The sequence below is a fragment of the Pseudidiomarina halophila genome (assembly GCF_003987215.1).
Classification (GTDB): domain Bacteria; phylum Pseudomonadota; class Gammaproteobacteria; order Enterobacterales; family Alteromonadaceae; genus Pseudidiomarina; species Pseudidiomarina halophila.
In genome coordinates this window covers 108,139-132,545 of record NZ_PIPW01000004.1, presented here as the reverse complement: position 1 = coordinate 132,545, position 24,407 = coordinate 108,139, and the positions used below count along the sequence as shown (strand labels likewise).

At 50.8% G+C, this 24,407-nt stretch carries 21 protein-coding genes; 8 read left to right on the top strand and 13 right to left on the bottom strand.

Annotation, left to right across the window (positions count from 1 at the left end):
- The first annotated feature begins 98 nt into the window (after window positions 1-98).
- From xseB to dxs, 3 genes are read left to right on the top strand one after another with little or no spacing between them, the layout of a single operon-like run.
- Entirely contained in the window at window positions 99-341 is a 243-nt protein-coding gene (gene xseB / locus CWI69_RS11400) for an exodeoxyribonuclease VII small subunit (protein ID WP_126764433.1), read from the top strand.
- Window positions 338-1,225, top strand: coding sequence for a (2E,6E)-farnesyl diphosphate synthase (ispA, locus tag CWI69_RS11395; protein ID WP_126764431.1), 888 nt, complete (start codon window positions 338-340; stop codon window positions 1,223-1,225). The genes xseB and ispA overlap by 4 nt, the downstream gene beginning before the upstream one ends.
- 4 nt (window positions 1,226-1,229) lie before the next feature.
- Window positions 1,230-3,116, top strand: a complete 1,887-nt coding sequence (gene dxs / locus CWI69_RS11390) for a 1-deoxy-D-xylulose-5-phosphate synthase (protein ID WP_126764429.1) — start codon at window positions 1,230-1,232, stop codon at window positions 3,114-3,116.
- On the opposite strand, the gene CWI69_RS11385 is transcribed toward dxs, so the two are convergent.
- The 10 genes from CWI69_RS11385 to yajC are packed head-to-tail and all read right to left on the bottom strand — an operon-like array spanning window position 3,078 to window position 10,970.
- On the bottom strand, window positions 3,078-3,593 hold the full coding sequence (locus CWI69_RS11385; RefSeq protein WP_126764427.1) for a phosphatidylglycerophosphatase A family protein: 516 nt from the start codon (window positions 3,591-3,593) through the stop codon (window positions 3,078-3,080). The genes dxs and CWI69_RS11385 overlap by 39 nt on opposite strands.
- Entirely contained in the window at window positions 3,577-4,551 is a 975-nt protein-coding gene (gene thiL / locus CWI69_RS11380) for a thiamine-phosphate kinase (protein WP_126764426.1), read from the bottom strand. The genes CWI69_RS11385 and thiL overlap by 17 nt, the downstream gene beginning before the upstream one ends.
- An 11-nt stretch (window positions 4,552-4,562) precedes the next feature.
- Window positions 4,563-4,982: a transcription antitermination factor NusB gene (gene nusB, locus CWI69_RS11375; RefSeq protein WP_126764424.1), complete on the bottom strand. Its 420-nt coding sequence runs from the start codon at window positions 4,980-4,982 to the stop codon at window positions 4,563-4,565.
- Between the two features lie 11 nt (window positions 4,983-4,993).
- Window positions 4,994-5,458, bottom strand: coding sequence for a 6,7-dimethyl-8-ribityllumazine synthase (ribH, locus tag CWI69_RS11370; RefSeq protein ID WP_126764423.1), 465 nt, complete (start codon window positions 5,456-5,458; stop codon window positions 4,994-4,996).
- Between the two features lie 50 nt (window positions 5,459-5,508).
- Entirely contained in the window at window positions 5,509-6,114 is a 606-nt protein-coding gene (locus CWI69_RS11365) for a lysophospholipid acyltransferase family protein (RefSeq protein ID WP_241971109.1), read from the bottom strand.
- Complete coding sequence (locus CWI69_RS11360; RefSeq protein ID WP_126764421.1) at window positions 6,107-6,976, bottom strand: DUF3014 domain-containing protein; 870 nt, start codon at window positions 6,974-6,976, stop codon at window positions 6,107-6,109. Before CWI69_RS11360 ends, CWI69_RS11365 begins: the two co-directional genes overlap by 8 nt.
- A gap of 18 nt (window positions 6,977-6,994) precedes the next feature.
- The gene (gene yaaA / locus CWI69_RS11355) at window positions 6,995-7,777 is read right to left on the bottom strand and encodes a peroxide stress protein YaaA (protein ID WP_377094979.1); all 783 of its coding nucleotides are present in this window, start codon (window positions 7,775-7,777) and stop codon (window positions 6,995-6,997) included.
- Between the two features lie 35 nt (window positions 7,778-7,812).
- A complete protein-coding gene (gene secF / locus CWI69_RS11350) occupies window positions 7,813-8,760 on the bottom strand; it encodes a protein translocase subunit SecF (protein ID WP_126764420.1) in 948 nt (315 codons plus the stop codon).
- Between the two features lie 8 nt (window positions 8,761-8,768).
- Complete coding sequence (gene secD / locus CWI69_RS11345; protein ID WP_126764418.1) at window positions 8,769-10,616, bottom strand: protein translocase subunit SecD; 1,848 nt, start codon at window positions 10,614-10,616, stop codon at window positions 8,769-8,771.
- Window positions 10,617-10,634: 18 nt separating this feature from the next.
- Window positions 10,635-10,970: a preprotein translocase subunit YajC gene (gene yajC, locus CWI69_RS11340; protein ID WP_126764416.1), complete on the bottom strand. Its 336-nt coding sequence runs from the start codon at window positions 10,968-10,970 to the stop codon at window positions 10,635-10,637.
- A gap of 219 nt (window positions 10,971-11,189) precedes the next feature.
- Here yajC and CWI69_RS11335 point away from each other — a divergent pair, with 219 nt between their 5' ends.
- Together CWI69_RS11335 and CWI69_RS11330 are read left to right on the top strand one after the other, a co-directional pair.
- Complete coding sequence (locus CWI69_RS11335; RefSeq protein ID WP_126764510.1) at window positions 11,190-11,810, top strand: trimeric intracellular cation channel family protein; 621 nt, start codon at window positions 11,190-11,192, stop codon at window positions 11,808-11,810.
- A 2-nt stretch (window positions 11,811-11,812) separates the two neighbouring features.
- Window positions 11,813-15,190, top strand: coding sequence for a hybrid sensor histidine kinase/response regulator (locus CWI69_RS11330; protein WP_126764415.1), 3,378 nt, complete (start codon window positions 11,813-11,815; stop codon window positions 15,188-15,190).
- On the opposite strand, the gene CWI69_RS11325 is transcribed toward CWI69_RS11330, so the two are convergent.
- Together CWI69_RS11325 and CWI69_RS11320 are read right to left on the bottom strand one after the other, a co-directional pair.
- Window positions 15,168-15,830, bottom strand: a complete 663-nt coding sequence (locus CWI69_RS11325) for a response regulator (RefSeq protein ID WP_126764413.1) — start codon at window positions 15,828-15,830, stop codon at window positions 15,168-15,170. The two genes, CWI69_RS11330 and CWI69_RS11325, sit on opposite strands and share 23 nt — an antisense overlap.
- Before the next feature lie 105 nt (window positions 15,831-15,935).
- On the bottom strand, window positions 15,936-18,203 hold the full coding sequence (locus tag CWI69_RS11320) for a TonB-dependent receptor (RefSeq protein WP_126764412.1): 2,268 nt from the start codon (window positions 18,201-18,203) through the stop codon (window positions 15,936-15,938).
- Between the two features lie 215 nt (window positions 18,204-18,418).
- Here CWI69_RS11320 and CWI69_RS11315 point away from each other — a divergent pair, with 215 nt between their 5' ends.
- From CWI69_RS11315 to CWI69_RS11305, 3 genes are read left to right on the top strand one after another with little or no spacing between them, the layout of a single operon-like run.
- On the top strand, window positions 18,419-19,714 hold the full coding sequence (locus CWI69_RS11315; RefSeq protein ID WP_126764410.1) for a GntP family permease: 1,296 nt from the start codon (window positions 18,419-18,421) through the stop codon (window positions 19,712-19,714).
- Between the two features lie 16 nt (window positions 19,715-19,730).
- Window positions 19,731-21,404, top strand: coding sequence for a long-chain fatty acid--CoA ligase (locus CWI69_RS11310; protein WP_241971108.1), 1,674 nt, complete (start codon window positions 19,731-19,733; stop codon window positions 21,402-21,404).
- Between the two features lie 12 nt (window positions 21,405-21,416).
- The gene (locus CWI69_RS11305; protein ID WP_126764409.1) at window positions 21,417-22,607 is read left to right on the top strand and encodes an E22 family MetX-like putative esterase; all 1,191 of its coding nucleotides are present in this window, start codon (window positions 21,417-21,419) and stop codon (window positions 22,605-22,607) included.
- A gap of 20 nt (window positions 22,608-22,627) precedes the next feature.
- Here CWI69_RS11305 and CWI69_RS11300 read toward each other — a convergent pair whose 3' ends face one another.
- Window positions 22,628-24,403, bottom strand: a complete 1,776-nt coding sequence (locus CWI69_RS11300) for a TIGR03545 family protein (RefSeq protein ID WP_126764408.1) — start codon at window positions 24,401-24,403, stop codon at window positions 22,628-22,630.
- Between the last annotated feature and the right edge of the window lie 4 nt (window positions 24,404-24,407).

Genomic DNA, 24,407 nt, shown 5'->3' with positions numbered 1-24,407 from the left:
ACGACTTCTTTGACTTTAAAAACGCGCTAGTATACCTGATTTGACGGTACATCGGAATCAGGGTAACTTGTGCGCCACGCATATCAACAGGTGCCGCTATGAGTGATTTATCGCTAGAACAAGCCATTCAGGAATTAGAACAAATTGTGGTAAAGCTCGAGCAGGGCGAACTGCCACTTGAACAGGCTCTTGAGCAGTTTGAAAAAGCCGTGCGCCTGTCACGGTTAAGCCAGCAAAAACTGCAACAAGCTGAACAGAAAGTCAGCCAGCTATTACAGCAGCAAAACGGCGAAGAGCTCACTGGCTTCGCGAATGACGTGACCGACGAGGCCGATTCGTGACATTGAACAGCTTGTTACACGAGCAACGGCAACAGATTAACGCGGTTCTTGAGCAGCAACTCGACGCCCGTGTTTCACCTGCCAGTAAGTTACACGCTGCCATGCACTATGCTTTGGTGCTCGGCGGCAAACGCGTACGGCCGTTTCTAACCTACAGCGTAGGCGGCATTTGTGGCGCGCCAAAAGCCGCGCTCGATACAGCTGCAGCAGCAGTCGAATGCATCCACGCCTATTCACTTGTTCATGATGACCTGCCGGCAATGGATAATGACGACTTGCGACGTGGTCAACCTACCTGTCATCGTGCTTTTGATGAAGCGACGGCGATACTGGCTGGCGATGCCCTGCAAACATTAGCTTTTGAGTTATTGAGCAGCGACAACGCGGAGCTTCCAGCAGCGCGGCAAGTTGCCATGTTACGGGTACTTGCGCACGCTAGCGGAAGTCGGGGCATGTGTGGTGGACAAGCACTTGATCTGGCCGCCACAGATGCGCACTTGAGTGAGCCAGAACTCGAACAGGTTCACCAGCTAAAGACCGGCGCACTTATCACCGCGGCAGTGCAGCTTGGAGTACTGGCAGGCAACGACGAGGCGCAACAGTATTATAATGATTTCAGCCAGTTCGCCACCTGGTTGGGACTGGCGTTCCAGGTCCAGGATGACATCCTCGATGTCGTCGGCTCAACAGAAACCTTAGGAAAAACAAACGGTAAAGATGAAGCCGCCAATAAAAGCACCTATGTACAGTTACTGGGTCTGGATGCTGCCCGGGTAAAGCTCACGCAATTACACCAGAAAGCGCTTCAAGCCCTCCACGGAATCCCCTACAATACACAGTTACTAGAAAATTTTGCAGAACAGTTGTTAAACCGGGATCATTAATCGCATGACATCTTCGTCTCACGACGCTTATCCGTTACTCGACGGTATCGATAATCCAGCGGATTTACGTACCTTGCATGAACGCCAGCTACCGCAGCTATGCGCAGAAGTACGCGAATTCCTGCTCAGCTCAGTCAGCCGCAGCAGCGGCCATCTTGCGTCGGGGCTTGGCACCGTTGAACTGACGGTAGCATTACACTATGTCTATGCGACACCTTATGACCAGTTCGTCTGGGATGTAGGTCATCAGGCCTACCCGCATAAAATTTTAACCGGACGCAAACACCAACTGCATACCATTCGACAGAAAGATGGCTTGCATCCGTTTCCGTGGCGTCCGGAGAGCGAGTACGACACTCTTAGCGTCGGTCATTCGAGCACCTCAATCAGTGCCGCTTTAGGCATGGCCATCGCGGCCCAGCGCGAGCGCACCGAGAAAAAAGTTGTCGCGATTATTGGCGACGGTGCCATGACTGCAGGTATGGCCTTTGAAGCAATGAACCATGCCGGTGATATCAAACCCGACATGTTGGTTATTTTAAACGACAACGATATGTCGATTTCGGAGAATGTCGGTGCCCTCAACAACCACCTGGCGCGGGTACTTTCAGGTAGGTTTTATACCTCTTTGCGCGAGAGCAGCAAAAAACTGCTGCAAGGCATGCCCGGCATTCATCACCTGGCAAGCCGTGCTGAAGAACACATGAAAGGCATGGTTGCCCCTGGTACTATTTTTGAAGAGCTAGGCTTTAACTATATCGGTCCTATCGATGGTCACGATGTTAATCTACTGGTGTCAACCTTGCGCAACATGCGCCACCTGAAAGGCCCGCAATTCCTGCACGTGGTTACCCGCAAAGGTAAAGGTTACGAGCCTGCAGAAAAAGATCCTATTGGCTACCATGGCGTACCCAAATTTGATCCTGCCACCACATCATTACCCAGTAAAAAGGCGGCGACGCCATCTTACTCGAAGGTTTTTGGTGACTGGCTCTGCGAAATGGCGGCTCAGGATCCAAAATTAATGGCGGTAACGCCAGCCATGCGTGAAGGTTCCGGCATGGTTGAGTTTTCGCAGCGCTTCCCACAGCAGTATTTCGATGTTGCGATCGCCGAGCAACACGCGGTCACCTTCGGCGCCGGCCTGGCAATTGGCGGCTTCCACCCAGTGGTAGCAATCTACTCGACCTTTTTACAACGCGGTTACGACCAACTGATCCACGATGTAGCCCTGCAGAACTTACCCGTATTGTTTGCCATTGATCGCGCCGGCATCGTCGGTGCAGACGGGCCTACCCATCAGGGAGCATTTGATCTGAGCTATTTGCGTTGCGTGCCAAACATGGTGGTTATGACACCGTCTGATGAAAACGAATGCCGCAACATGCTTTACACTGGCCACAAGCTACAACAGCCTGCAGCCGTGCGTTATCCGCGCGGTAATGGCACCGGATGTGACATCGATGCTGAGCTGCAGGAGCTCACTATAGGTAAAGGCCGCATTCTGCGCCGCGCCAATGAGGCAAGTGCCACCAAGGTTGCCATCCTGAGCTTCGGTACAGTTCTAAACGATGTTATACCTTGCGCCGATAACCTCGACGCGACCATTGCCGATATGCGTTTTGTGAAGCCAATCGACGAACAGTTGATCCGTGAGCTTGCGGACAGTCATGATCTGCTCGTCACCGTCGAAGACAACGTCGTTGCCGGTGGAGCGGGAAGTGCCGTAGGTGAGTTTTTGCACGGTGCAGGGCTTACAACTGCAATCTTACAGTTAGGTTTGCCTGACCAGTTCATCAAGCACGGCGACCAGCAGGAGATTCGTGCTGAACTTGGCTTAGATGCCGATGGTTTAGAACAACGTATTCGTCAACGCATAGCCGAGATGTAGCAGCAGCGCGCTGACGATACCAGCAAGGATATCGTCAGCCATAATGCCTAAACCACCGTGCAGACGCTTATCGCACCAACCTATAGGTCCTGGTTTGATAATGTCGAAGAAGCGGAATAATAGAAACGCCAGCAGCAGGTTTACCCAGGTAGCCGGCAAGAAACTCATAGCTAGTAAATAACCGGCAATTTCATCTAACACTATCGCCGGATGATCATGCACACCCAGGGCATTTGCTGTTGCCCGGCACATCGCAATACCAACCAGACTGACCAACACCGCAATGCTAAGATAAATCCAGGGATCTACGCCTTGCAGCAACCATACAATAGGAACCGCCGCGAGGGTACCAAAGGTGCCGGGAGCTTTAGGCGCAAGACCACTGCCAAATCCCAGTGAAAAGAAGTGCACAGGGTGTGCCAATCGCTTCACACTCACCGCTGGTAGCGTTTTATCCTGCTTAGCTGAAGTGGTCATAACCGTTTTTCCCAGTCATGCCTTCCCAGACCTCGCCATTACGTTCCAGCCGCAAATCTTTGGCCTTACTGGTAATTCTGCCGATGCAGGTCGGTTTCGCCGGATGACGTGCGATAGCAGTATCGAACACCCCACGGCGACTCTCTGGCACGGTAAAGCAAAGCTCGTAATCATCGCCACTACATAGCGCGTAAGAAATCGCCTGGTCGGCATCAACGGATCCGGTCAGCGCCATACTCAGCGGTATTTCATCAACATCAATACGCGCGCCAACATTCGAAGACTTCAGTATGTGCTGTAAATCCGCTACCAGGCCGTCAGAAATATCAATGGCACTGGACGCGATATCACGCAGATTCTGGCCTAACGCGACCCGTGGCGATGGGAAATAAAGTCGCTCCAGCACGCGGCGGTAATGGCTGTCAGAGATCTCGACCCGCTGTTGTTGCGCAGCAAGTGCCAGACCGGCATCGCCGAGGCTGCCACTGACATAGATCCAGTCGCCCGGTTTTGCACCATCACGTCGCAATGCAGCGCCGACAGGCACGAAGCCATGTGCGGTAACGGTCAATGACAGCGGCCCCTTAGTGGTATCACCGCCAATCAACTGACAATCGTAATAGGCGCAAATCTCGCGCAGTCCATGGCTAAACCCCGTCAACCAGTCGTGGTCCATTTCCGGCAGGGTTAGCGCGAGCGACAGCCATGCAGGCTCCGCCCCCATTGCGGCGAGATCACTGAGGTTAACTGCGGCGACCTTGTGTCCTACGGCACGGGCTGGTGTTTGCTTATCAAAATGTACACCGGCAACCATGGTATCTGTGGCGATAATCAACTCTGAAGCTTCTGGGACTTTAAGAATTGCGGCATCGTCACCCACTCCAAGCACCACGTCGTCGCGCTCAGGCCAACGCCGGGTAAAGTAGGTGTCGATAAGATCAAACTCGCCAAAGGCCATGGATTGAGCCGTTATCTGCGGGTGGGTCGTAAACTGTCTATTGCTTTGTCGAGTACCCCGTTGACGAAACGATGACTTTCGTCAGCGCCGAATGACTTCGCCAATTCAATGGCTTCGTTAATCGCAACTTTATAGGGCACATCAAGCCGTTCACGGAGTTCGAATGCGGCCAGACGCAATACTGCACGCTCGACATGATCAAGCTCCGCCAGAGGCCGGTCTAAAAACGGCGACAGCGCGTCATCTAAGGTTCTGACCTGACCCGCAACACCGCGTACCAAAGCCAGAAAGTAATCAACGTCAATTTTACTGGTGTCATTGTCAGTGAGAAACTGAGCTTCGATATCGCTCATACTGTTCTCACTCAGTTGCCAGGAATAAATGGCTTGTACTGCAAGCTTGCGCGCTTTACGACGTGCAGCTGGTTTCATAGTAGTTCCTCTTAGAGCTGCTCGAGCACATTAACCATTTCAAGCGCGCTTAAAGCTGCTTCCGCACCTTTATTGCCGGCTTTGGTGCCGCTACGCTCAATGGCTTGTTCAATGGTATCAGTGGTGATCACACCATTGGCAACAGGTACGTTAAATTCATGCATAACGCGGCTTAGCCCGCTATTACATTCACCAGCAACAAAATCAAAATGTGGTGTACCACCACGGATCACGGCACCAATGGCGATGATCGCATCATATTTACCGGTCGCGGCCAAACGCCGTGCGACAAGTGGTAATTCATAAGCACCAGGTGCTTTGACCACGGTAATATCATCAGCGGCTACCTGGCCGTAATGCTTCAAAGTAGTCACCGCCCCATCAAGGAGGCTATCGACTACAAAGTGGTTAAATCTTGAAACCACCAAAGCAAATTTTTTGCCTGGTGCAGCGATGCCGGCTTCAATTACGTTCATGATTGCATCCTTATAAAGAAATCGGCGCGATAATAGCACAAATTTTGCTATCAGGCATGTTGTGGATTTTTACCTACTGCGTGCGCAACTGCCTGCTTTACCCGCAGAAGTTCACTTTCAATATCGCCGGTAATCATCATTGGTGGGCGAATATCAATGACTTTGCGCGAGAAATCAAAGCCCACTGGAATCACCGGTACCTGGGTTGCCCGGGCAATGTGCAGAAAGCCTCTTTTCCACTCACTGACTTTTTTTCGCGTACCTTCGGGCGCTAACGCCAAAATTAACTCGTGACGTTGCTCAAACTCATCAACCATTTGCCCGACCACACCTTGCGCAGAACGCCGGTCAACAGGAATACCGCCTAACCAGCGGAGCACGCTGTTAATAGGGAAGCGGAAGATCGTATGTTTACCAAGAAAGGATAACTTCAGGCCCAGCGCCAGCATTACAAACACACCAACAAAGAAATCCCAGTTGGACGTATGTGGTGCAACGGGAATGATAGCCTGGCGGGTCGCTGGCAGTTCACCTTCGATACGCCAGCCACCGAGTACACGCATCCCTACCCGACCAACCCAACGACTGAACCGGTTGCCGCGGGTCGGTAACGGAGCGCGAAGGTGCTCCGGGATTATCTCATTAACGTTAGCCATCTTGCAGCGCGGTACGCAACGCTTCGAGTTTCAGTTTGACGCGGCGCATATTGTCCGGGCCAAGGCGCAACATTTGCTTCTGGGCATCAGGAAGCGCTTCAAGAGCCGGGTCTGCAAAACGGTACATGACGCTGTGATCGTTAAGTTCAATGACGGTACCCACTGAAGGCGTCGCCATTAATACATCGATAGCATCCAATAGCACTGTTTCAGGCGCAGTATCAGGATAGCCGATTTCTGCTAAAGCCTCTCCCACCAGTGGCTGGTAACGCTCCAGTAAATTTTCCAAAACCTCAACGTCAAGACTGACAAACCAATCCACCAAGCTGTTGTAGCGGTCATAGGAGCGCGGGTCGATGTAAATTTTGTCGTCTTGTTCTAATACCCGGAAATCGCCTTTTGGCCCGGCAACAGGCGCTGCATCACGCACCACTACGCCATTACGAATGTTATCGACAAAGACAACCGCATCACGTATTAACTGCTCGCTCTGAATCGGCTCAACAGGTTGCTCCTGAGCTTCAAGGCGGGCAAGGATCTCATCTGTACTTTCGGTGAGTGCTGGTAGTTCCGGTTCCGGCTCAGTAACCTCCGGTGACTCGGCTTCAGGCTCGGCTGTCTCTTCCTCGCCCAGTTCTACAGTTTCCGCAGGGTCAGGAACCAGGTTTTCAGCTGGCTCGTCAATGGTATTGATCTGTGGTTCAACCGCTACGGGTTCTGGCAGAGATGACTGACGCGGGTTTTGGTCCTGCATCAGGTACCAAATCACCACCACGGCAAGCACAATTACAATAGTTAATGCAGCAATAAGTTTACCTTTGCCGCCCGCCTGGGGTTGGTAATTGGGATCGCGATCAATCATATCAGCTCCTAAATTGGTTTACTGGTCTCGCTCAGCACGCTGAAATACCAACTCAGTGTCAGTTGATTGCTCGGCGTTAAAACGATAGCCATTGGCATTAAATTGCTTTAATTCAGCCACGTCACTTACCGCTTCGGTCATGATGAAGCGAGCCATAGCCCCACGGGCTTTCTTCGCCCAGAAACTTATAACCTTGTATTCGCCATTTTTCTCGTCTTTAAAAACAGGTGTAATAATCTCTGCTTTCAAATGCTTCGGGTCTACACTAGAAAAATACTCTTGTGACGCAAGATTAACTAGCACATCGCTGTCACTGGCACGTAAATCTTCATTGAGCATATCGGTAATGACATTACCCCAAAACTCATACAAGTTCTTACCACGCGCAGTATCCAGCTTGGTTCCCATCTCCAGACGGTAGGGCTGCATCAGGTCAAGTGGCCGTAGTACACCATATAGACCCGATAATATACGCAAATGTTCCTGCGCAAAGGCAATTGTTTCATCAGACATTTTTTCTGCCTGAAGACCGCTATAAACATCACCATCGAAAGCAAATAATGCGGGGCGGGCATTATCGGGAGTAAAGGGTTGATGCCAGTCAGCAAAACGCGCTGCGTTGAGTCCTGCCAGTTTATCGCTGATTTTCATCAGCGAGCCCAGCTCCTGTGGTGACAGGGACTCGCACCGATCAACCAGCTCCTGAGCGTACTCAAGTAAGCGTGGTTGACTGTACTCCTCCGTTGGCAACGGGCTCTCGTAATCCAGGTTCTTCGCTGGCGATAGCACAACTAACATCATCCGTTCTCCTGTTCCCTATTGATCATCGACAACCGTTACGGCATCGGATCCAAATCTTCACCTTCCTTCTCAACTTCAGGTGGCATCAAGTCTTCGCGACTTACACCTAATGCTAAGGCCAGTGAGCTGGCAATATAAACCGACGAATAGGTACCGATAAATACACCAAACAACAATGCTGTCGCAAAGCCATGAATCAATGCACCACCAAGGAAAAACAACGCAAACAATACCAGTACGGTCGTTAACGAGGTAATCACTGTGCGGCTCATAGTATCCGTCAGGGCACCGTTGATAATCTCTTCTGAGCTGCCCTTGCGGAATTTACGGAAATTCTCGCGAATTCGATCGCTGACCACCACGGTATCGTTAATGGAGTAACCAATAACAGCGAGTAAAGCTGCCAGCACCGTCAAATCAAATTCCAACCCAAGGATAGAAAATAGACCCAGCGTCAGAATTACATCGTGCGCCAAGGCGCCAACTGCACCTAACGCAAGACGCCACTCAAAGCGAAAGGCAATATAAATCAAGATACAGATCAGGGCAGTTAGCATGGCTAAACCGCCCTGCTGAGTTAGCTGGTCACCCACATTGGGACCGACAAACTCGATACGTCGCATGGTTACTTCTTCATCTGTAGCAGCACGCAACAAATTAAGAATATTGTCACCGACCTCTTGCGCTTTAACGCCTTCCTGCGGCTCGATACGAATCAGCACATCTTGCTGGGTACCAAAGTTCTGTACCACAGCACCAGAGAAGCCATTAGCATCAAGTGTAGTACGTATTTCACTTAAGTCAGCTTCACGTTCGTAACCGACTTCAATAACCGTACCGCCAGTAAAGTCCAGGCCCCAGTTCAACTGATTTATCGCCAGTGAAGCAATAGAAGCGATCAGCAAGAGTCCGCTGAAAATCCATGCGACCATTCGGAAGCGCATGAATGGTATGGTTTTATCCGTTTTTATTAGCTCGTGCATGTGGCCTCCTAAACCGATAACTTGTCAATGCGTTTACCACCCCAGATGGCATTCACCACTGCACGGGTACCTACAATTGAGGTAAACATTGAGGTCACAATACCGATTGCGAGTGTTACCGCGAATCCTTTAATCGGACCCGTACCAATCGCAAACAAGATAATCGCTGCAATTAACGTCGTAACGTTGGCATCAGCAATCGTTGACAGAGCACTATCATAACCATGATGAATCGCTTGCTGCGGACTTCGCTTGGCTTTTATTTCCTCACGTATTCGCTCGAAAATAAGCACGTTAGCATCGACGGCCATACCTACGGTCAGAACAATACCCGCCATACCAGGTAAGGTCAGGGTTGCGCCAGGAATCATCGACATCACCCCAACAATCAAGATCAGATTGGTTGCCAGTGCCAGATTTGCGACCATGCCGAACTTTTTGTAGTACATCACCATGAACGCCAATACCAGGACAAAACCCCAGACAATAGCCTGGATCCCCATATTAATGTTTTCCTGACCAAGACTCGGTCCGACGGTGCGTTCTTCGACAATCTGGATGGGCGCGATCAAAGCACCTGCACGCAGTAATAGTGCTAGGTTTTGCGCTTCCTGCACAGAATCCAGGCCGGTGATACGGAAGCTACTTCCCAACCGTGCCTGAATGGTTGCGACGTTAATAACTTCTTCATGACGCTCAAAAATAATGTCGCCTTCCTGATCTCGTTCACCGGTCGTTTTGAACTCAATAAACAGAGTTGCCATTGGTTTACCAACATTGTCGCGCGTGGCCAGTGACATTTTATCGCCACCTACACCATCCAGGCTAATGTTGACCTGTGGCCGCTGATTCTCATCGAATCCCGAATTGGCATTAACAATATGATCGCCGGTTAGAATTACATCTTCTTTCAGCAGAACATTACCGCCGTTGCGGTTCGGATACAGTTCAGAACCAAATGGTACCCGTCCCATTTCCGCCTCACGGACACTGTTTTGGTCATCAACAAGCCGGAATTCCAGCGTAGCTGTAGCGCCAAGGATTTCTTTCGCCCGGGCTGTATCCTGCACACCAGGCAACTGCACGACGATGCGCTCCGCACCCTGACGCTGCACCAGCGGCTCCGCAACCCCAAGCTCGTTCACGCGATTCCGTAATATGGTCACGTTTTGTGAGATGGCGTAATCACGGGTTTCTTCGATCTTCGTTTCGGTCATCCGCAAAGTAAGAGTTCGCGCCGCTTCATCCTCAAGCAAGGTATAACCTTCATAAAGACCGTCGAGATAGTTTTCAGCCGCCTGATAATCCTCAGTGGTCCGCAGAGTGACCACTATGTCATCGTCACGACGTTCAATACTGGTATAACGAATCCGCTCTTCGCGCAGTTCGGTGCGGACGGTGTCACGCATTTGACCTAAAATCTTGCGCATCGCTTCGTTCATGTCCACTTCCATCAGAAAGTGCACACCGCCACGAAGGTCCAAACCTAACTTCATTGGCGTCGCGCCTAAAGCTGCAAGCCAATCTGGCGTCGCTGGAGCCAGATTGAGTGCCACGACATAGTCGGTGCCCAGCTCCTGCATAATGGCCTCGCGCGCCTTTAACTGCTCATTGTCGGAAGAGAGTCGAATCAACAACTGATCTTCTTCCATGACAATCGACTTTGGCGCAATATCCAGCTCAGCCAGCGTGTCTTCTACCCGCCCCATTACTTGCGTATCGATGCTGGTGGTGCGCGTTGCTGATACCTGAACCGCGAAGTCTTCACCATAGAGATTAGGTAAAGCGTAAACTCCGGCAATCACCAAAATGGCGATTACCATCAGATTTTTCCAGAGCGGAAACTTGTTTAACACGTTAAATCCTTATCTCCTTTACAGAGATTTCATGGTCCCTTTTGGCAGAACCGCGGTTACCGCTGATTTCTGCACAGTCACTTCCACGGTCTCAGCAAGTGCGATAACCATAAAGTCGCTTTCTTCGTTGATTTTAGTGATGCGACCGACCATACCACCATTCATCAATACTTCATCGCCTTTACTAATACCGGCGATAAGTTCTTTATGCTGCTTGACGCGTTTAGCTTGTGGGCGGTAAATCATGAAGTAGAAAATTAAACCAAACATGACCAGCATAAAGATCAGTTCCATGCCGCCACCCTGAGTTGCTGCGCCGTCTTGTGCGTGAGCTGTACCAATTAAAAAGTCCATAAATTCCTCTGTCTTATCGAGTTAGTTTTAATAGCTTTGAGATGGGGCTGTTCTGCGTTCAAACAAGCCCAATCACTGTTTTTTTAGAAAATTGTTCCGCATTCTAACGAATTTAAGCGCGAATGGGGAGTCATGTCGCACAACAGATCGCTAGGCTTCTGTAACAATCCATGCCAAACTGGACTCACCAAAGGAAAAAAACGTCAGTTTACAATGGCTATCGACACCTTCTTCTACTGGTTTGATCATCTCGGAGTTGCAGTTTTTGCAGTCTCCGGCACGCTATTGGCTTTCCGTAAAAACATGGATGGCTTTGGCGTTGTAGTGCTTGCCTCGGCGACCGCTGTTGGTGGCGGAACCGTGCGCGATCTGATTCTCGACCTGCCAGTGTTCTGGGCCTACGACCCAACCTATATCTACACCATTTTAGCTGCTGCCTTTACCACCATCTTATGGTTGCGGTTACGCGACTATATTCACCAGAAAACGCTGTTAATTGCCGACGCCATAGGTTTAGCATTCTTTACCGTGATGGGTGCACAAAAAGCTCTCGAAGCGGGCTTTCCGGCAGTGGTCTGTGTGGTTATGGGCACAGTAACTGCATGTTTTGGCGGGATGCTCCGTGACGTTCTGGCACGCGATATCCCGATGGTGCTGAAAGGCGAACTTTATGCCACCACCTGCCTGGTCGGCGGCAGTGTTTATGTCCTGCTTGCTCCTTACACCGCCCTCACAGCTCTTTTGGCGGGCGGTCTGGTGACTTTGTTGTTGCGGCTTGCTGCCATCCGCTGGCAGTGGTCGCTGAATGTTTTTCATGAGCATAACGAAGGGCATCGTTAGGCATGTTAAGCACCGGCGTTGCAATTTTTCTGGCGGTCGCTTACATCGCCATTTTATACAGCATCGCTTACCGTGGAGAACGCAAACCTCCGGGCCAGATTAAACCGTACCGCTACGCCCTTGCCCAGGGTATTCACTGCACCACCTGGGCCTTCTACGGCACCATCACACAGTCTGCTTATTACGGCTGGTCCGTAGCGCCCACCTACGTCGGCGCAATGCTGGTCTTTTTATTCGCGCACCGGATACAAATGCGTTTGCTGCATGTTTGCAAACAACAAAATTTAACCTCTATTGCGGATGTCATCAGTCATCGCTATGGCAAGTCTCCAACGCTGGCGCTTGCGGTCGCACTGATCGCCCTCGTGGGCATCGTGCCCTATATCACGCTGCAACTTCGCGCCGTTACCGGTAGCTTTGCCGCAGTCACCGGACTCGCGGATAAGCCCCTACCCTGGTTTGGTGATATCGCCGCACTAGTGGCCTTAGCGATGATGATGTTTGCAATTTTATTCGGCACGCGCCGCATGAGCCTAGCTGAGCAGCATTCCGGGCTGATGGATGCAGTGGCTTTCGAGTCGGTGGTCAAGCTGCTTGCCTTTATGGGCGTAGGTCTTTACGTCAGCTACGAGTTATTTGACGGGGTCGCGGATATTTTCCTGCAAGCTGCTCAGTCGACCGATGTAAGTAGTATTTTGCAGGGCCGCCCGGCGGGCGGTTTTGTCTATGTTACCCACATTTTGCTCGGCGCTATTTCGATGTTTTGTCTGCCCAGACAATTCCATGTCATTTACATCGAAAACACTGATCCCGAAGAATTACGGACTGCCCGCTGGGCTTTTCCCTTGTATTTATTTGCGATAAACCTGTTTATTCTGCCCATAGCTCTGGCGGGCATGTTACTGGTACCCGCTGCAGCAAGCTCTGACACGTTCATGATCAGCATACTGCTTCAAGCCAATGACCCATGGATCACCACAGTGGCCTTTATTGGCGGCTTAGCCTCGGCAACCAGCATGGTAATTATCGCCACACTGGCACTCAGTATAATGATGTCAAATGACGTCGTGATGCCATTCTGGCTAAGAGCGACCAAGCGCCGGCTGCGTAACGTGACTTTCACTCCGAAACGTATTCTGCGAATACGGCGCACCACCATTGCCGGCATTATTCTGCTCGCCTTTGGTTTCCATAAGCTCACCGAAACCAGTTTGCCGCTGGTTAATGCGGGCTTGTTATCCCTCGCCTTATTGGCGCAATTAGCACCGGCATTATTAGGTGGTCTGGTATGGCAAAGGGGGAATAAAGCCGGGGCCAGCATCGGTATCGCTGTCGGTACGGCATTATGGTTATGGTGGTTGTTTATTCCATCTATTCAGCTCAACCGCGGCCTTACGGATAGCGAACTTAGCAGTGGCGTATTACTTAGTCTGGGCCTGAACTTAGTGATCTACATTGTCACTTCCTGGCTGAGTCCGTTAAACACCACCGAACAACAACAGCGACGCCTGTTCACCGACCCGACCGGTGGCCACCCTGAACTTTATCAGCACCAGCCCATATCCTGGGGCAGATTACGCCAACTGCTGGCCAGGTTTTTTGACTCCGTGGAGCTGGAACGACTAAATGAACGTGTTCGGCATGACTTAACCACCGCACCGGCTGACGAGCTGGTGCCAGGTACTTTACTCGCCCGGGTAGAGCGTGAACTGTCCGCGGTTATCGGCAGTGCGGCGAGCCGCATTCTACTTGATACCGTGACACAGCAACCTTCGGTACCCATCTCGCAAGTGGTGACCTGGGCCACGGAAGCCTCGCAACTGTACAAATTTAACCGCGAATTACTGCAAGCGTCTGTAGAAAACATTCCGCAAGGCATTAGTGTTATCGATCAGGACTTGCGTCTGGTGGCCTGGAATCATCGCTACGTTGAAGTTTTTCAGTACCCACCGGGATTTCTGCAAGCCGGCATGCCAGTTGCCGATTTGCTGCGTTACAACGCTGAGCGCGGGCTCATTCAGGCCGACAACTCTGCGGCAATTGCCGCCGAAGTTGATAAACGACTGAATTACCTGCGCCAGGGTAGTGCTTATCGTTATCAGCGCCAGCAGGGGGAGCATGTTATTGAGCTGCAGGGTGCGCCTATGCCGGGTGGCGGCTTTGTTACCACCTATACGGATATTACCGAACTGGTGCAGGCCCAGCGTGCACTGGAAAGAATAAATGCAGAACTCGAACAGCGGGTCGCAGACAGAACCGCGCAGCTACTCGATGCCAAACAAGCAGAAGAGCGCGCGCACCAGAGTAAAACACGATTCTTCGCCGCGGTAAGCCATGATTTGATGCAGCCGTTCAACGCCGCAACCCTCTTTTGCGACATGCTGACCCAACGTTTGCAGGGAGAAGAATCACGACTGGCCCAGCAAATTCAGCAGTCGCTCTACAATGCCGAAGAACTTCTTACCATGCTGCTCGAAATGACACGCCTCGAGGCGGGGAACTTACCGGTAAATAAACAGAAGGTTTCGTTGCATGAGATTATCCAGCCGATTGTTGACAACCAGAAAGTCATAGCCGCCGACAAGTCCGTCGAGGTGAGGTATGTCCCCAGTCGACTACAACTGCTAACCGACCGCAAAATGATTGGTCGCATTGTGCAAAACTTACTGTCAAACGCAGTGCGTTATACCGACAGTGGCAAGGTGCTGATTGGTGTCCGGCGCCGCGGCAATGGCGCAGAGTTGCACGTCATGGATACGGGACGCGGTATCCCCGGCGATCAGCGCGATAAAATCTTCCGGGAGTTTCATCAGGTCAATCAACATGGTGATAATCCGGGTATAGGACTAGGCCTGGCTATTGTTGATCGCATGTGCCGTTTGCTCGGAATTCCGCTTTCCCTCGAATCGAAGGTAGATCAGGGAACCTGCTTTACTCTCACCTTTAACGAAGTGGCATGGCAACCCCAGCTCGTCCGCAGCAAACCAACCGCTCGATTGGATTCAGAACAATTCCTGCAGGGCTGCAATGTCTGGCTTTTAGATAACGATGCGAGTGTGTTGCAGGCCATGGAGCAGCTGTTGCTAAGTTGGGGGGCCGCAGTTACGACCGCTACCAAGCGGCAAAACTTACCCTGGCATGAAGCTGCGCCAGATTTAGTGGTTTTCGATTACCACCTGGATGAGGGTGATACTGGTATTGAGGTCTTGAAAAAGGTCCGCGAACATTTCGACTTAACTAAATCGCCGGCAATCATCAACTCCGCCGATCCAGATGAAACCGTACGCGAAGAGGTCATCGCCGCGCATGCGCTTTTTGCTTCTAAGCCGATAAAAATAGCAGCGTTAAAACGCCTGATTAAACGTCTGTTGCGGCGTTAACATCCGGCGAGTTAAGCATCTGTTTGAAGACGATGCCCGCCTGGGTGCGATTGATGACATTGAGCTTACGCAAAATTGCCGAGACATGCTGCTTGATGGTGGTTTCCTGCACATTGAGCTCGTAGGCTATTTGCTTATTCAGCAAGCCATCAGCTAAACATTCCAGCACCCGAAACTGTTGCGGGGTTAACTGCTCCAGCCGCTGGGCAAAATCGACATGTTCCGTCGGGGTTTCCGCTTCCACCGCATCACGCAAATGCTCAGGTAGCCAGGTATCACCTGCTAACACCGCGTGCACTGCTTGTTGCAACTCAGCCAGCGGCATTGATTTCGGAATATAGGCACTGGCACCAAACGCCATCGCTTGTCGTATTGTGCCCACTTGCTCGTTGGCCGAGACAATAACAACTAAGATATCCGGATAGCGACTACGTAACGAGGTTAACCCCGTCAGGCCACGATTTCCGGGCATGGTGAGATCCAGTAAGATCAGTTCGACTTGTGGCTGACTGCGGATCAGATCGCTCAACTGCTCAAAAGAAGCGGCTTCTAAAATAGGGGTATCAAGGGTTTCTGTTAAAGCTTGCTTAAGTGCTGCACGAAACAGTGGATGGTCATCTGCGATTATAGCGCGCGCCATGTTTGAACCTGGTTGGCTTGAAACTGAAGTACTCATGCTAGCGCGTCCGACGAAAAAAGTCAGTGGTTACCCGCACAAATGCGGATAACCACCACTTAACCTGGGTTAGAACTTATAACCCACACTCAGGGAGAATGTGCGAGGGTCACCGTAATAAGCGACAACTGCATCGTCACCGAAGGTTGGTCCAAAGTTGTAACCACCTACGCGGTACTCTTCATCAGTCAGGTTCTTAGCGTGTAAACCAACGTTCCACTGACCATTAACTGAGTACCAGACAACACTGGTATTCAATAAGCCGTAGCTTTCCTGATCGAGCGGTGATGGTGCTTCAAACATTTGGGTATCATCACGGAATGCATAGTTAGCAGACCAGACAACCTGACCACTTTCCATTTCAAAGGTCTTGTTCATACCTAAGTTATAAGTCAACTCGGGCGTGTTCTGGAATGACCAGGCATCGGTCACATCAGTGGTTTCGCCTGTAGCTGGCTCTTCATAGACAACTGAGTCAAACTCAGCGTCGATATAACCTAACATTGCAGTGAAGTTTAAGGTATCAGTTGCAGCAAACACGGTTTCAACTTCAAAGCCTTTAACCGTTGACTCGCCGGCGTTCAGCACTTGTGATGAAATACCCGATTCCACAACACGTTGCACTGTGACCTGCATGTCCTGATAGTCTGAGTAGAAGATTGCGCTGTTCAGACGCATACGGCCATCAAGTAACTCTGACTTCATACCAATTTCAAAGGTATCAACAATCTCTGGATCATAAGGCTCATCGATAGTCGGGTTAAGCGACTTATCACCGCGCATATCAACACCGCCCGATTTAAAGCCATTACTGTAGCTACCGTAAATCATGACATCGTCTGACAGGTCATAATTTAACGCTACGTGCGGAGAGAAACGACTCCAGTCGCCTTGTGAATTGAAGTTCGAGTTCACACTGAAAGGTTGACCGAAGGTATCAATCACTTCATTCGGGTCATACGGCGTGTCTAAGCCAGCGCGGTTGATATAGTGCACGCCAAGATAAGTGTAACGGAAGACATCAGCTTCTTTTTCATCACTGGTGTAACGGCCACCAATCGTCAATGTCAGGTCATCATTAAAGCGATAGTTACCCTGACCGTAGACCGCCAGGCTTTCCGTTTGTACACAACCGCCGTTATCAACGGTAACACCGCCAAACGCAGCCAGGTACATCGGCAATACCGTACCAAACACACCACATGCCTCGCCGTCGTAGTAGTAAACACCACCTACGAAGTCGAAGTTATAATTATTGGTGTAGCTCAGCTGGAATTCCTGGGTGAACTGCTCGTCTTCATAGATCGCAGGCACCATGAAAATCGGCTCGCCGGTCGCGTTGAAGTCGATGTTAGTATCGGTGTAGCCTTCACGACTTGCGGTTACTGATTTAAAATCCCACTCGGCGTTGATGTCCCAGTTGAATACCAGCGATGCGCCTTCAGTCTCAACAAGATTATCGACCGGCATAGCGGTATTTGAATCATAAACATCTTCATAAGGTTCCTGGCCAGTAACACTGCTGGTCAACAACCGGTGCGCGCCTTTCGAGTTCGATTCGTCTTCAGTTTTATCGTAGGAGAATTTCAGATCCATAGTGTCGCTTAACAACCACTTGGCTGATAACCGGTAGGTCAAAAGATCTTTATTGTAGTTCTCGTCGCCGGTGTTCACGTACTCACCGAAACCGTCGCGTTGCAAAGAGGCTACAGCACCGCCAACAAAAAAGTTATCAGTTAAGGCCGTTTGACCCGAGATTTTAATATCACGCTGATTGTAACTACCTACGGTTCCCTGCAAAGAGAGTTCGTTGTAGCCGGTAAGCTCTTTGGTCACGTATTTAAGCGCGCCACCAATGGTATTTTTACCGTAAAGTGTTCCTTGCGGGCCACGCAGTACTTCAATGCGCTCAAGGTCGAATACTTCCAATACAGCACCTTGTGGACGAGCGATATAAACATCATCAATGTACACCCCAACACCAGGCTCAAATCCCCATAATGGATCCTGCTGACCAACACCGCGGATGTACGCAGTAAGTGTTGAGTTGGTACCACGGCTGACCTGAATTGTTGCATTAGGAATGCGTTGCTGAAGTTCCGTGATGTCTTCGACACCAAGTTGTTCAAGATCACCAGCGCCAAATGACGACACCGAAACTGGCACCTCCTGCAAGCTTTCTGTTTTACGGCGTGCGGTAACTTCAATACGTTCCAGTTTGCCGTTTTCTTCTGCCTGTTGTTCTTGCTCATCTTGCGCTTGCGCATAAGCTGGAAAACTCACAACTGATGCGATAGCTAACGCCAATAATGAGTGACGAAACTTGGGTTGACTCATGATGTCATTCTCCCGGTTACTGTTATTGTTGTACTGTTATAAAAGGTGCCTGTTACGGCACGTTATTTGTTATGGCACAGTTACCCTAGCGCAAAGTGCCTGCTTTGTATTCTGTACGTTAGTACTATGTAATTATGCAAGCGTCTCACGCATGATGTTGCCATCACACCAAACTAAGAACAGAAGCCGAAATAATAACTACAACGAGGTAATGCATGTTAAGCATGATTGGATTAGTCGGCGGCCTGGTACTACTCATTGTACTGACGCTGCGCGGGATGAATTTATTTATTAGCGCCCCATTGTGTGCTGTTGTGGTCGCTTTAACCAGCGGTGTTCCTTTATTTCAGGGCGATGTTAACTTTGTCAGCGCCTATATGGATGGCTTTGCCAGCTTTGTTGCCAACTGGTTTTTCATGTTCCTGCTGGGTTCATTGTTCGGTAAATTTATGGAAGATACCGGTGCCGCTGATAGTGTTGCCCATTGGATTATCGGCAAGCTCGGCAAAAGCCAGGCGGTACTCGCTGTGGTCCTTGCCTGTGCGATTCTAACCTATGGTGGGGTGAGCGTCTTTGTGGTCGCGTTCTCGGTCTACCCGATGGCACTGTCTTTGTTTAAAGATGCCAACTTGCCACGCCGCTTCATACCCGCAGCACTCGCCTTTGGCTCTGTTACCTTCACTATGACGTCGGCAGGCTCGCCAGAGATTCAGAACTGGATCCCGATTCAGTATTTAGGCACCTCGCCTTATGCAGCCTGGGAGGTTTCATTGGTGGTTGCAGTCGTTATGTTCATCATTGGCTACTGGTGGCTGACTAAGATGATAAAAGCCGCAGTATCCAAAGGTGAAAGCTTTCAGCAGCGGCCAAGTGACCCGTTACTGATCGAACGTGACCTACCTTCCCCTTTTAGCGGTTTGGTTCCTCTTATTGTGGTGTTAAGCCTAAGTTTCCTGTTTCACGAAGATCTAAAACAGAACGCTTTGATCATCGCCCTGAGCGGTGGTGTTCTGGCGATTACGATTATTAACTTCAAGTACTTTCAGAATATGTCCAAAGCGGTAGGGGAAGCTTCTACCGGGGCACTTATTGCTATTGGTAATACCTCTGCGGTGGTTGGCTTTGGCAGCATTGCCAAAGTCACGCCAGCATTTGCAGATGCGGTCACCTTTATGACTAACTTGCCTGGTAATGAGCTGGTCGGGGCAGCAGTCGCTGTCAGTGTCATTGCGGGTTTAACTGGCTCGGCGTCCGGTGGCCAGGCAATCGCCTTGCCGGAAATTGGTCCGCATTATATGGAACAAGGCGTGAATGCCGATCAATTGCATCGTATTGTCGCTATTTCCTCTGGTGCACTGGACTCACTACCGCACAATGGTTACGTCGTCACCACCATTCGGGCAATTTGTAATGAAACGCATCAGGCCGCATATTGGCCGGTCGCAGCCGTAACTGTGGTGGTGCCGTTTATCGGTTTAAGCATCGCCATAGCATTATTTAACCTGTTTTAAGCAAGGGCTGTAAACAATGTTTGAAACATCTCTGAGTAAAACTCCGCAGCTGCCTGGCGCTATGCAAGCCAGTCAGCTTCTGATCATTGACCTGTTGCGCCATGGTGTACGCCGCCATCCAACCCAGGAGATCGTGAGCCGCCGAATTGAAGGCGATATTCATCGCTATAGCTACGCAGATTGCTATCAGCGCACCTGTCAGCTGGCTCATCGGCTCGAACGGCTTGGAGTGCAGCCCGGTGAGCGAGTTGCCACGCTGGCCTGGAACACCTACCGCCATTTGGAGCTTTATTACGCGGTTAGCGGTATCGGTGCGGTATTGCACACGGTCAACCCGCGCTTGATAGCGGATCAAATTGAATGGATTTTAAACGATGCAGATGCAACCTGGTTGTTTGTCGACGCCTGCTTCGCCGAACTCGCCGCAGAAGTAGTCAACAATGTTCCTCAGTTAAAAGGGGTGATTGTACTGGCCGACAATTGCCAGCAACCACCACTTGAACACTGTAAACATCCATTGCATGCTTACGAGCAAATTTTGGACGGACTCCCCGGTCATTACGACTGGCCTGCTTTTGCCGAAGACAGCGCAGCGTTACTTTGCTATACCTCAGGGACCACGGGTAATCCTAAGGGCGTCTTAAGCTCGCATCGCGCGATGGTCCTGCACGCCCAGGCGACGGTCAGCGCAGAACTTTTAGACCTGCGAGCGAGTACTGTACTCATGCCGATGGTCGCCATGTATCACGCGGGTGCCTGGGGAGCTCCCTACGCTGCCCCACTTGCTGGCTGTAAGCTGGTACTTCCGGGCAACGGGATGAATGGCGCCGCAATGTACGAATTAATCGCTAACGAGCAAGTCACCGTAGGTTTAGGTGTACCCACCATCTGGTTGACACTGCACAATTACCTGGCTGAAAACGGACAGAACCTGCCGTCATTAGAACGTGTCTGCGTTGGTGGTGCGGCATCGCCTCTAGGTTTAGTAAAAACCTATGATCAAGACTACGATGTCTACTGGCAGCCTATCTGGGGTATGACTGAAACCGGACCTCTGGCCTGTTCTGCGCCGCCAGAGCCAAACCTGCTGGCCCTGCCCCGTGAAGAGCGTTACCGCATTCAAACTACAGCCGGCCGCGCTTGCTTTGGCGTGGATATGCAAATTGTCGATGCCAACGGTGAAGCTTTACCGCACGATGGCGAAACCAGCGGTGAACTGCGTGTCCGCGGACCATGGATTGCCAATAGCTACTACCAACGCAGTGACCCTGATACCTTTGCGGACGGATGGTTGGCGACGGGCGATATCGCAGTCATTGATCCGCAGGGCTACATGAAGGTAGTGGACCGTAAAAAAGATGTCATTAAAAGTGGCGGTGAATGGATCAGCTCGTTAGATATCGAAAACATCTGTAGCCAGCATCCGGCGGTTAACGAAAGCTGTGTTATCGGCGTAAAGCATCCGAAGTGGGACGAGCGGCCGTTGTTGTTAGTTGTCGCTAATAAAGGTAAAACCATCGATAAAGAAACTCTATACACCTTCTTTGAAGGGAAAATTGCCAAATGGTGGATGCCCGACGATATTCTGATTGTGCCCGAACTGCCACATACCGGCACCGGGAAACTGATAAAAAACGAATTGCGCAAGCAGTATGAAAATTACTTGCTTGAGCGCTCATCTGACGCGTAACGGGAGTCTGCTATGCAACGTTCAATAGTCATTATTCTTAGCTTCTTTATTCTGCTGCTTAGCAACGGTTGCCACGCGCAAACCGATGCTGATGCAGCCTTTGTAGAAAAGCAGTCGTTCACCTTTGAGAACTTTACAACACTTGGCGGTGAGGTGATACCTGAGGTCACAGTGGGTTGGGAGAGTTACGGTGAACTTAATGCGGCCAAAGATAATGTCATTCTGATTACCCACTTTTTCTCCGGGAACAGCCACGCCGCTGGTAAATACAAAGCCGATGATGTCCTGCCCGGCTACTGGGACGCCATTATTGGGCCGGGTAAAGCCATAGACACCAATAAGTATTTTGTAATTAGCTCAGATACGCTGGTCAACGCTTTCCCTCACGACCCAACTGTGATTACGACTGGCCCGGCTTCGATCAATCCGGAGACCGGCAAGCCCTATGGACTTGATTTCCCAGTGGTCACCATCCGTGACTTCGTAAATGTTCAGCACGAGCTTTTAGAGAGTCTTGGTATTACTAAATTGCATGCGGTTGTCGGTGCATCAATGGGCTCTCTGCAAGCGTTAGAATGGTCTATCGCCTACCCGGATATGGTCGAACGTATGGTTTCAGTGATTGGCGCGGGTGCAATGGATGCCTGGACAATTATGGCACTTGAGCATTGGGCACGTCCTATCCGCCATGACCCGAACTGGAACAACGGTGATTACTACGGCGGCGAGGCTCCTTTAACCGGCATCACCAGTACTCTGGCAATGATTACGCAACAGGCGATGCATCCGGTGATCATGAATCTCCGCGCGCCGAAACCTGAAGTCCTTCCTGAAGGGGCATTAGCAAGCGTTACCAATAGTATGCCGGTACTTGATTACTTATTTGCTAACAGCGCCACCCGGGCACCGCTTGCTGACGGTAATCACCTGCTTTACCTGGTGCGTGCAAATCAACTTTTTGTTGCCGGACATGACAACAATTTAGCCAGCGGCTTAGCCAAGGTGAAAGCAAAAACATTGTTCCTGCCAGCAACCAACGATCTTTTGTTGCAGCCTTACCTGGCCAAACAAGTGGTCACCGAACTGGAACAGCAAGGCAAAGCTCCACAGTACGAAGAAATTGAAGGAGTTTGGGGGCATTTAGATGGCTTGTTCAGCATCTCCAGTAAAGCTGATACCTTAAAAGCCTTTCTCGAGGACTGATTGCAGTTACAACTGGGGAACTAATTGTTCCCCAGTATGCCTTTAAGTTTATCTTTCACTTTATCTTCCAGCTGATTCTGCAACTTCATTTCCAGCATTTCCTGCAAGCGCGCCTCGCGATTTTCCGCATCACCCAGTAAGTTTGTGAGTTCGCTCAAATCGTCCTGATAATCACCGACGAAACCATCAGCTTCTGAGGTTAACCGCTGGCGTAATTGCGTAAGCTCACCCTCCGCTGCATCCATCGCTGCGGCTTGCAAAGCTTGTCCGAGCTGCCGATCAAGATCTGAGGATAAGCTGAAATCCGGGTCCATCAACGCACCTTTGATGTCAGCGTTAATATCGAGTCGCTGCAAGCTTTCCAGCGCTTGAGCAATGACCGCTGCCCACTGGTTTTCGGCACTCGCCTCGATGACCATATCAGCTAGACGCAGCGTCGCATTGCCGTCGAACTGACTGTCACGCAGGGCAACATTGCCCTCGCTGTCAAGCAACGCAGACAGGATAGTGGCCGCGAGTTCGCTGCGTTCACTTAGCTTGGTTCGCACCAGGTTAACGCCCTGTACCCGCCATTCCTGACGTGCATCGAAACCTGTTGCGGTCAGCGCCATCTCGCCGTTTAGCTGAAGCGATGACCAAAGCGCATTATTCTCGCCGCGCGCGCGAAATGTTGTCGGCTGACCCAGTTGTTCGTGCTGATGGGTAATATTTTCCCAGTTCACATCAAGCACCGTTGGCCCTATCGCAAATTCAGTGCGGGCTTTTTTAATCAGGAAGTCTGGTGGCGCATCGCTGCCGGTAAACGAAAACCAAATCCCCTCGCCGCGTGGCGGTTGCACCGCGGTTTCATCCGCTGAACGCTTTAACATTGGTGCAAGCTGCTCGTAGGCAAGTAACATGTAGTCCGCCCAGCGGCGCGCCTGATCACCAAACAAAACAGCGGTGATTTCACTTAAACCGTCACTGTTGAGCTGCATCAACTCCCGAACCCGGTCAAGATCCCGCTTTGGCGCGGCTTTAACCTTTTCCATTTGAGTCTTTAATTCATCCACAGCGCCGCCGACCACTTCTTTAAATTCTTCTATGGCCTGACGATCCTCAGCAAACTTCTCTTTCAGCTCAGCAAATTGTTGCTGTTTGTCCCGCAATTGAGCTGGTGTTTCAATCTCACTCTCGGTTAATTGCTTTACCTCAGTTTCATAGGCTGCGATAGTTTCTTTGCTGGGTAGTTTACTCAGCACATCCTGCACGCGCTCCTTTTGCTCACCGAAACTTTCTTTTGCTTCAGCTACTGCGGTAGGAGTGCGGAGGTCAACGCGCTCCATAACTTCGTCAACTGAAGGCATGGATAACTGAATACGCTCCATACCTTCTCCCAGCCAACCGCCCATCTGTTCTTTGCTGGGTAACTGATAGACCTCGCCGGTCGATTCACGCGGCGTATGCACGCGGATGCCGGTACTTACCACTTGTTCAAAGTGAAAGCGCCCGAGCAGCAACTGTTCCCAATTTAACTCACCGCGCAACTCGCCGATGGCGACGCGGTTAAAGTCAGGCTGCAACGGGTCCGTCATCTGCACACCGGACACTTCGATGGTTAATGGCACCCATTGATGGTCGACCCGTTCAATGTTCACTTCAGCACCGTTCAAGGTGCCTAAAGTGCGCTCCAACGACCATTTTAAAATGGTGTCCAGCAACAGCCACGAGAAGGCTGCAATCAAAGCTACTATGATGAGAAAAGCGACCAGTCCCGGCCAACGAAAAGCACTACGGCGAACGGTATGCTGTTCCATGCTG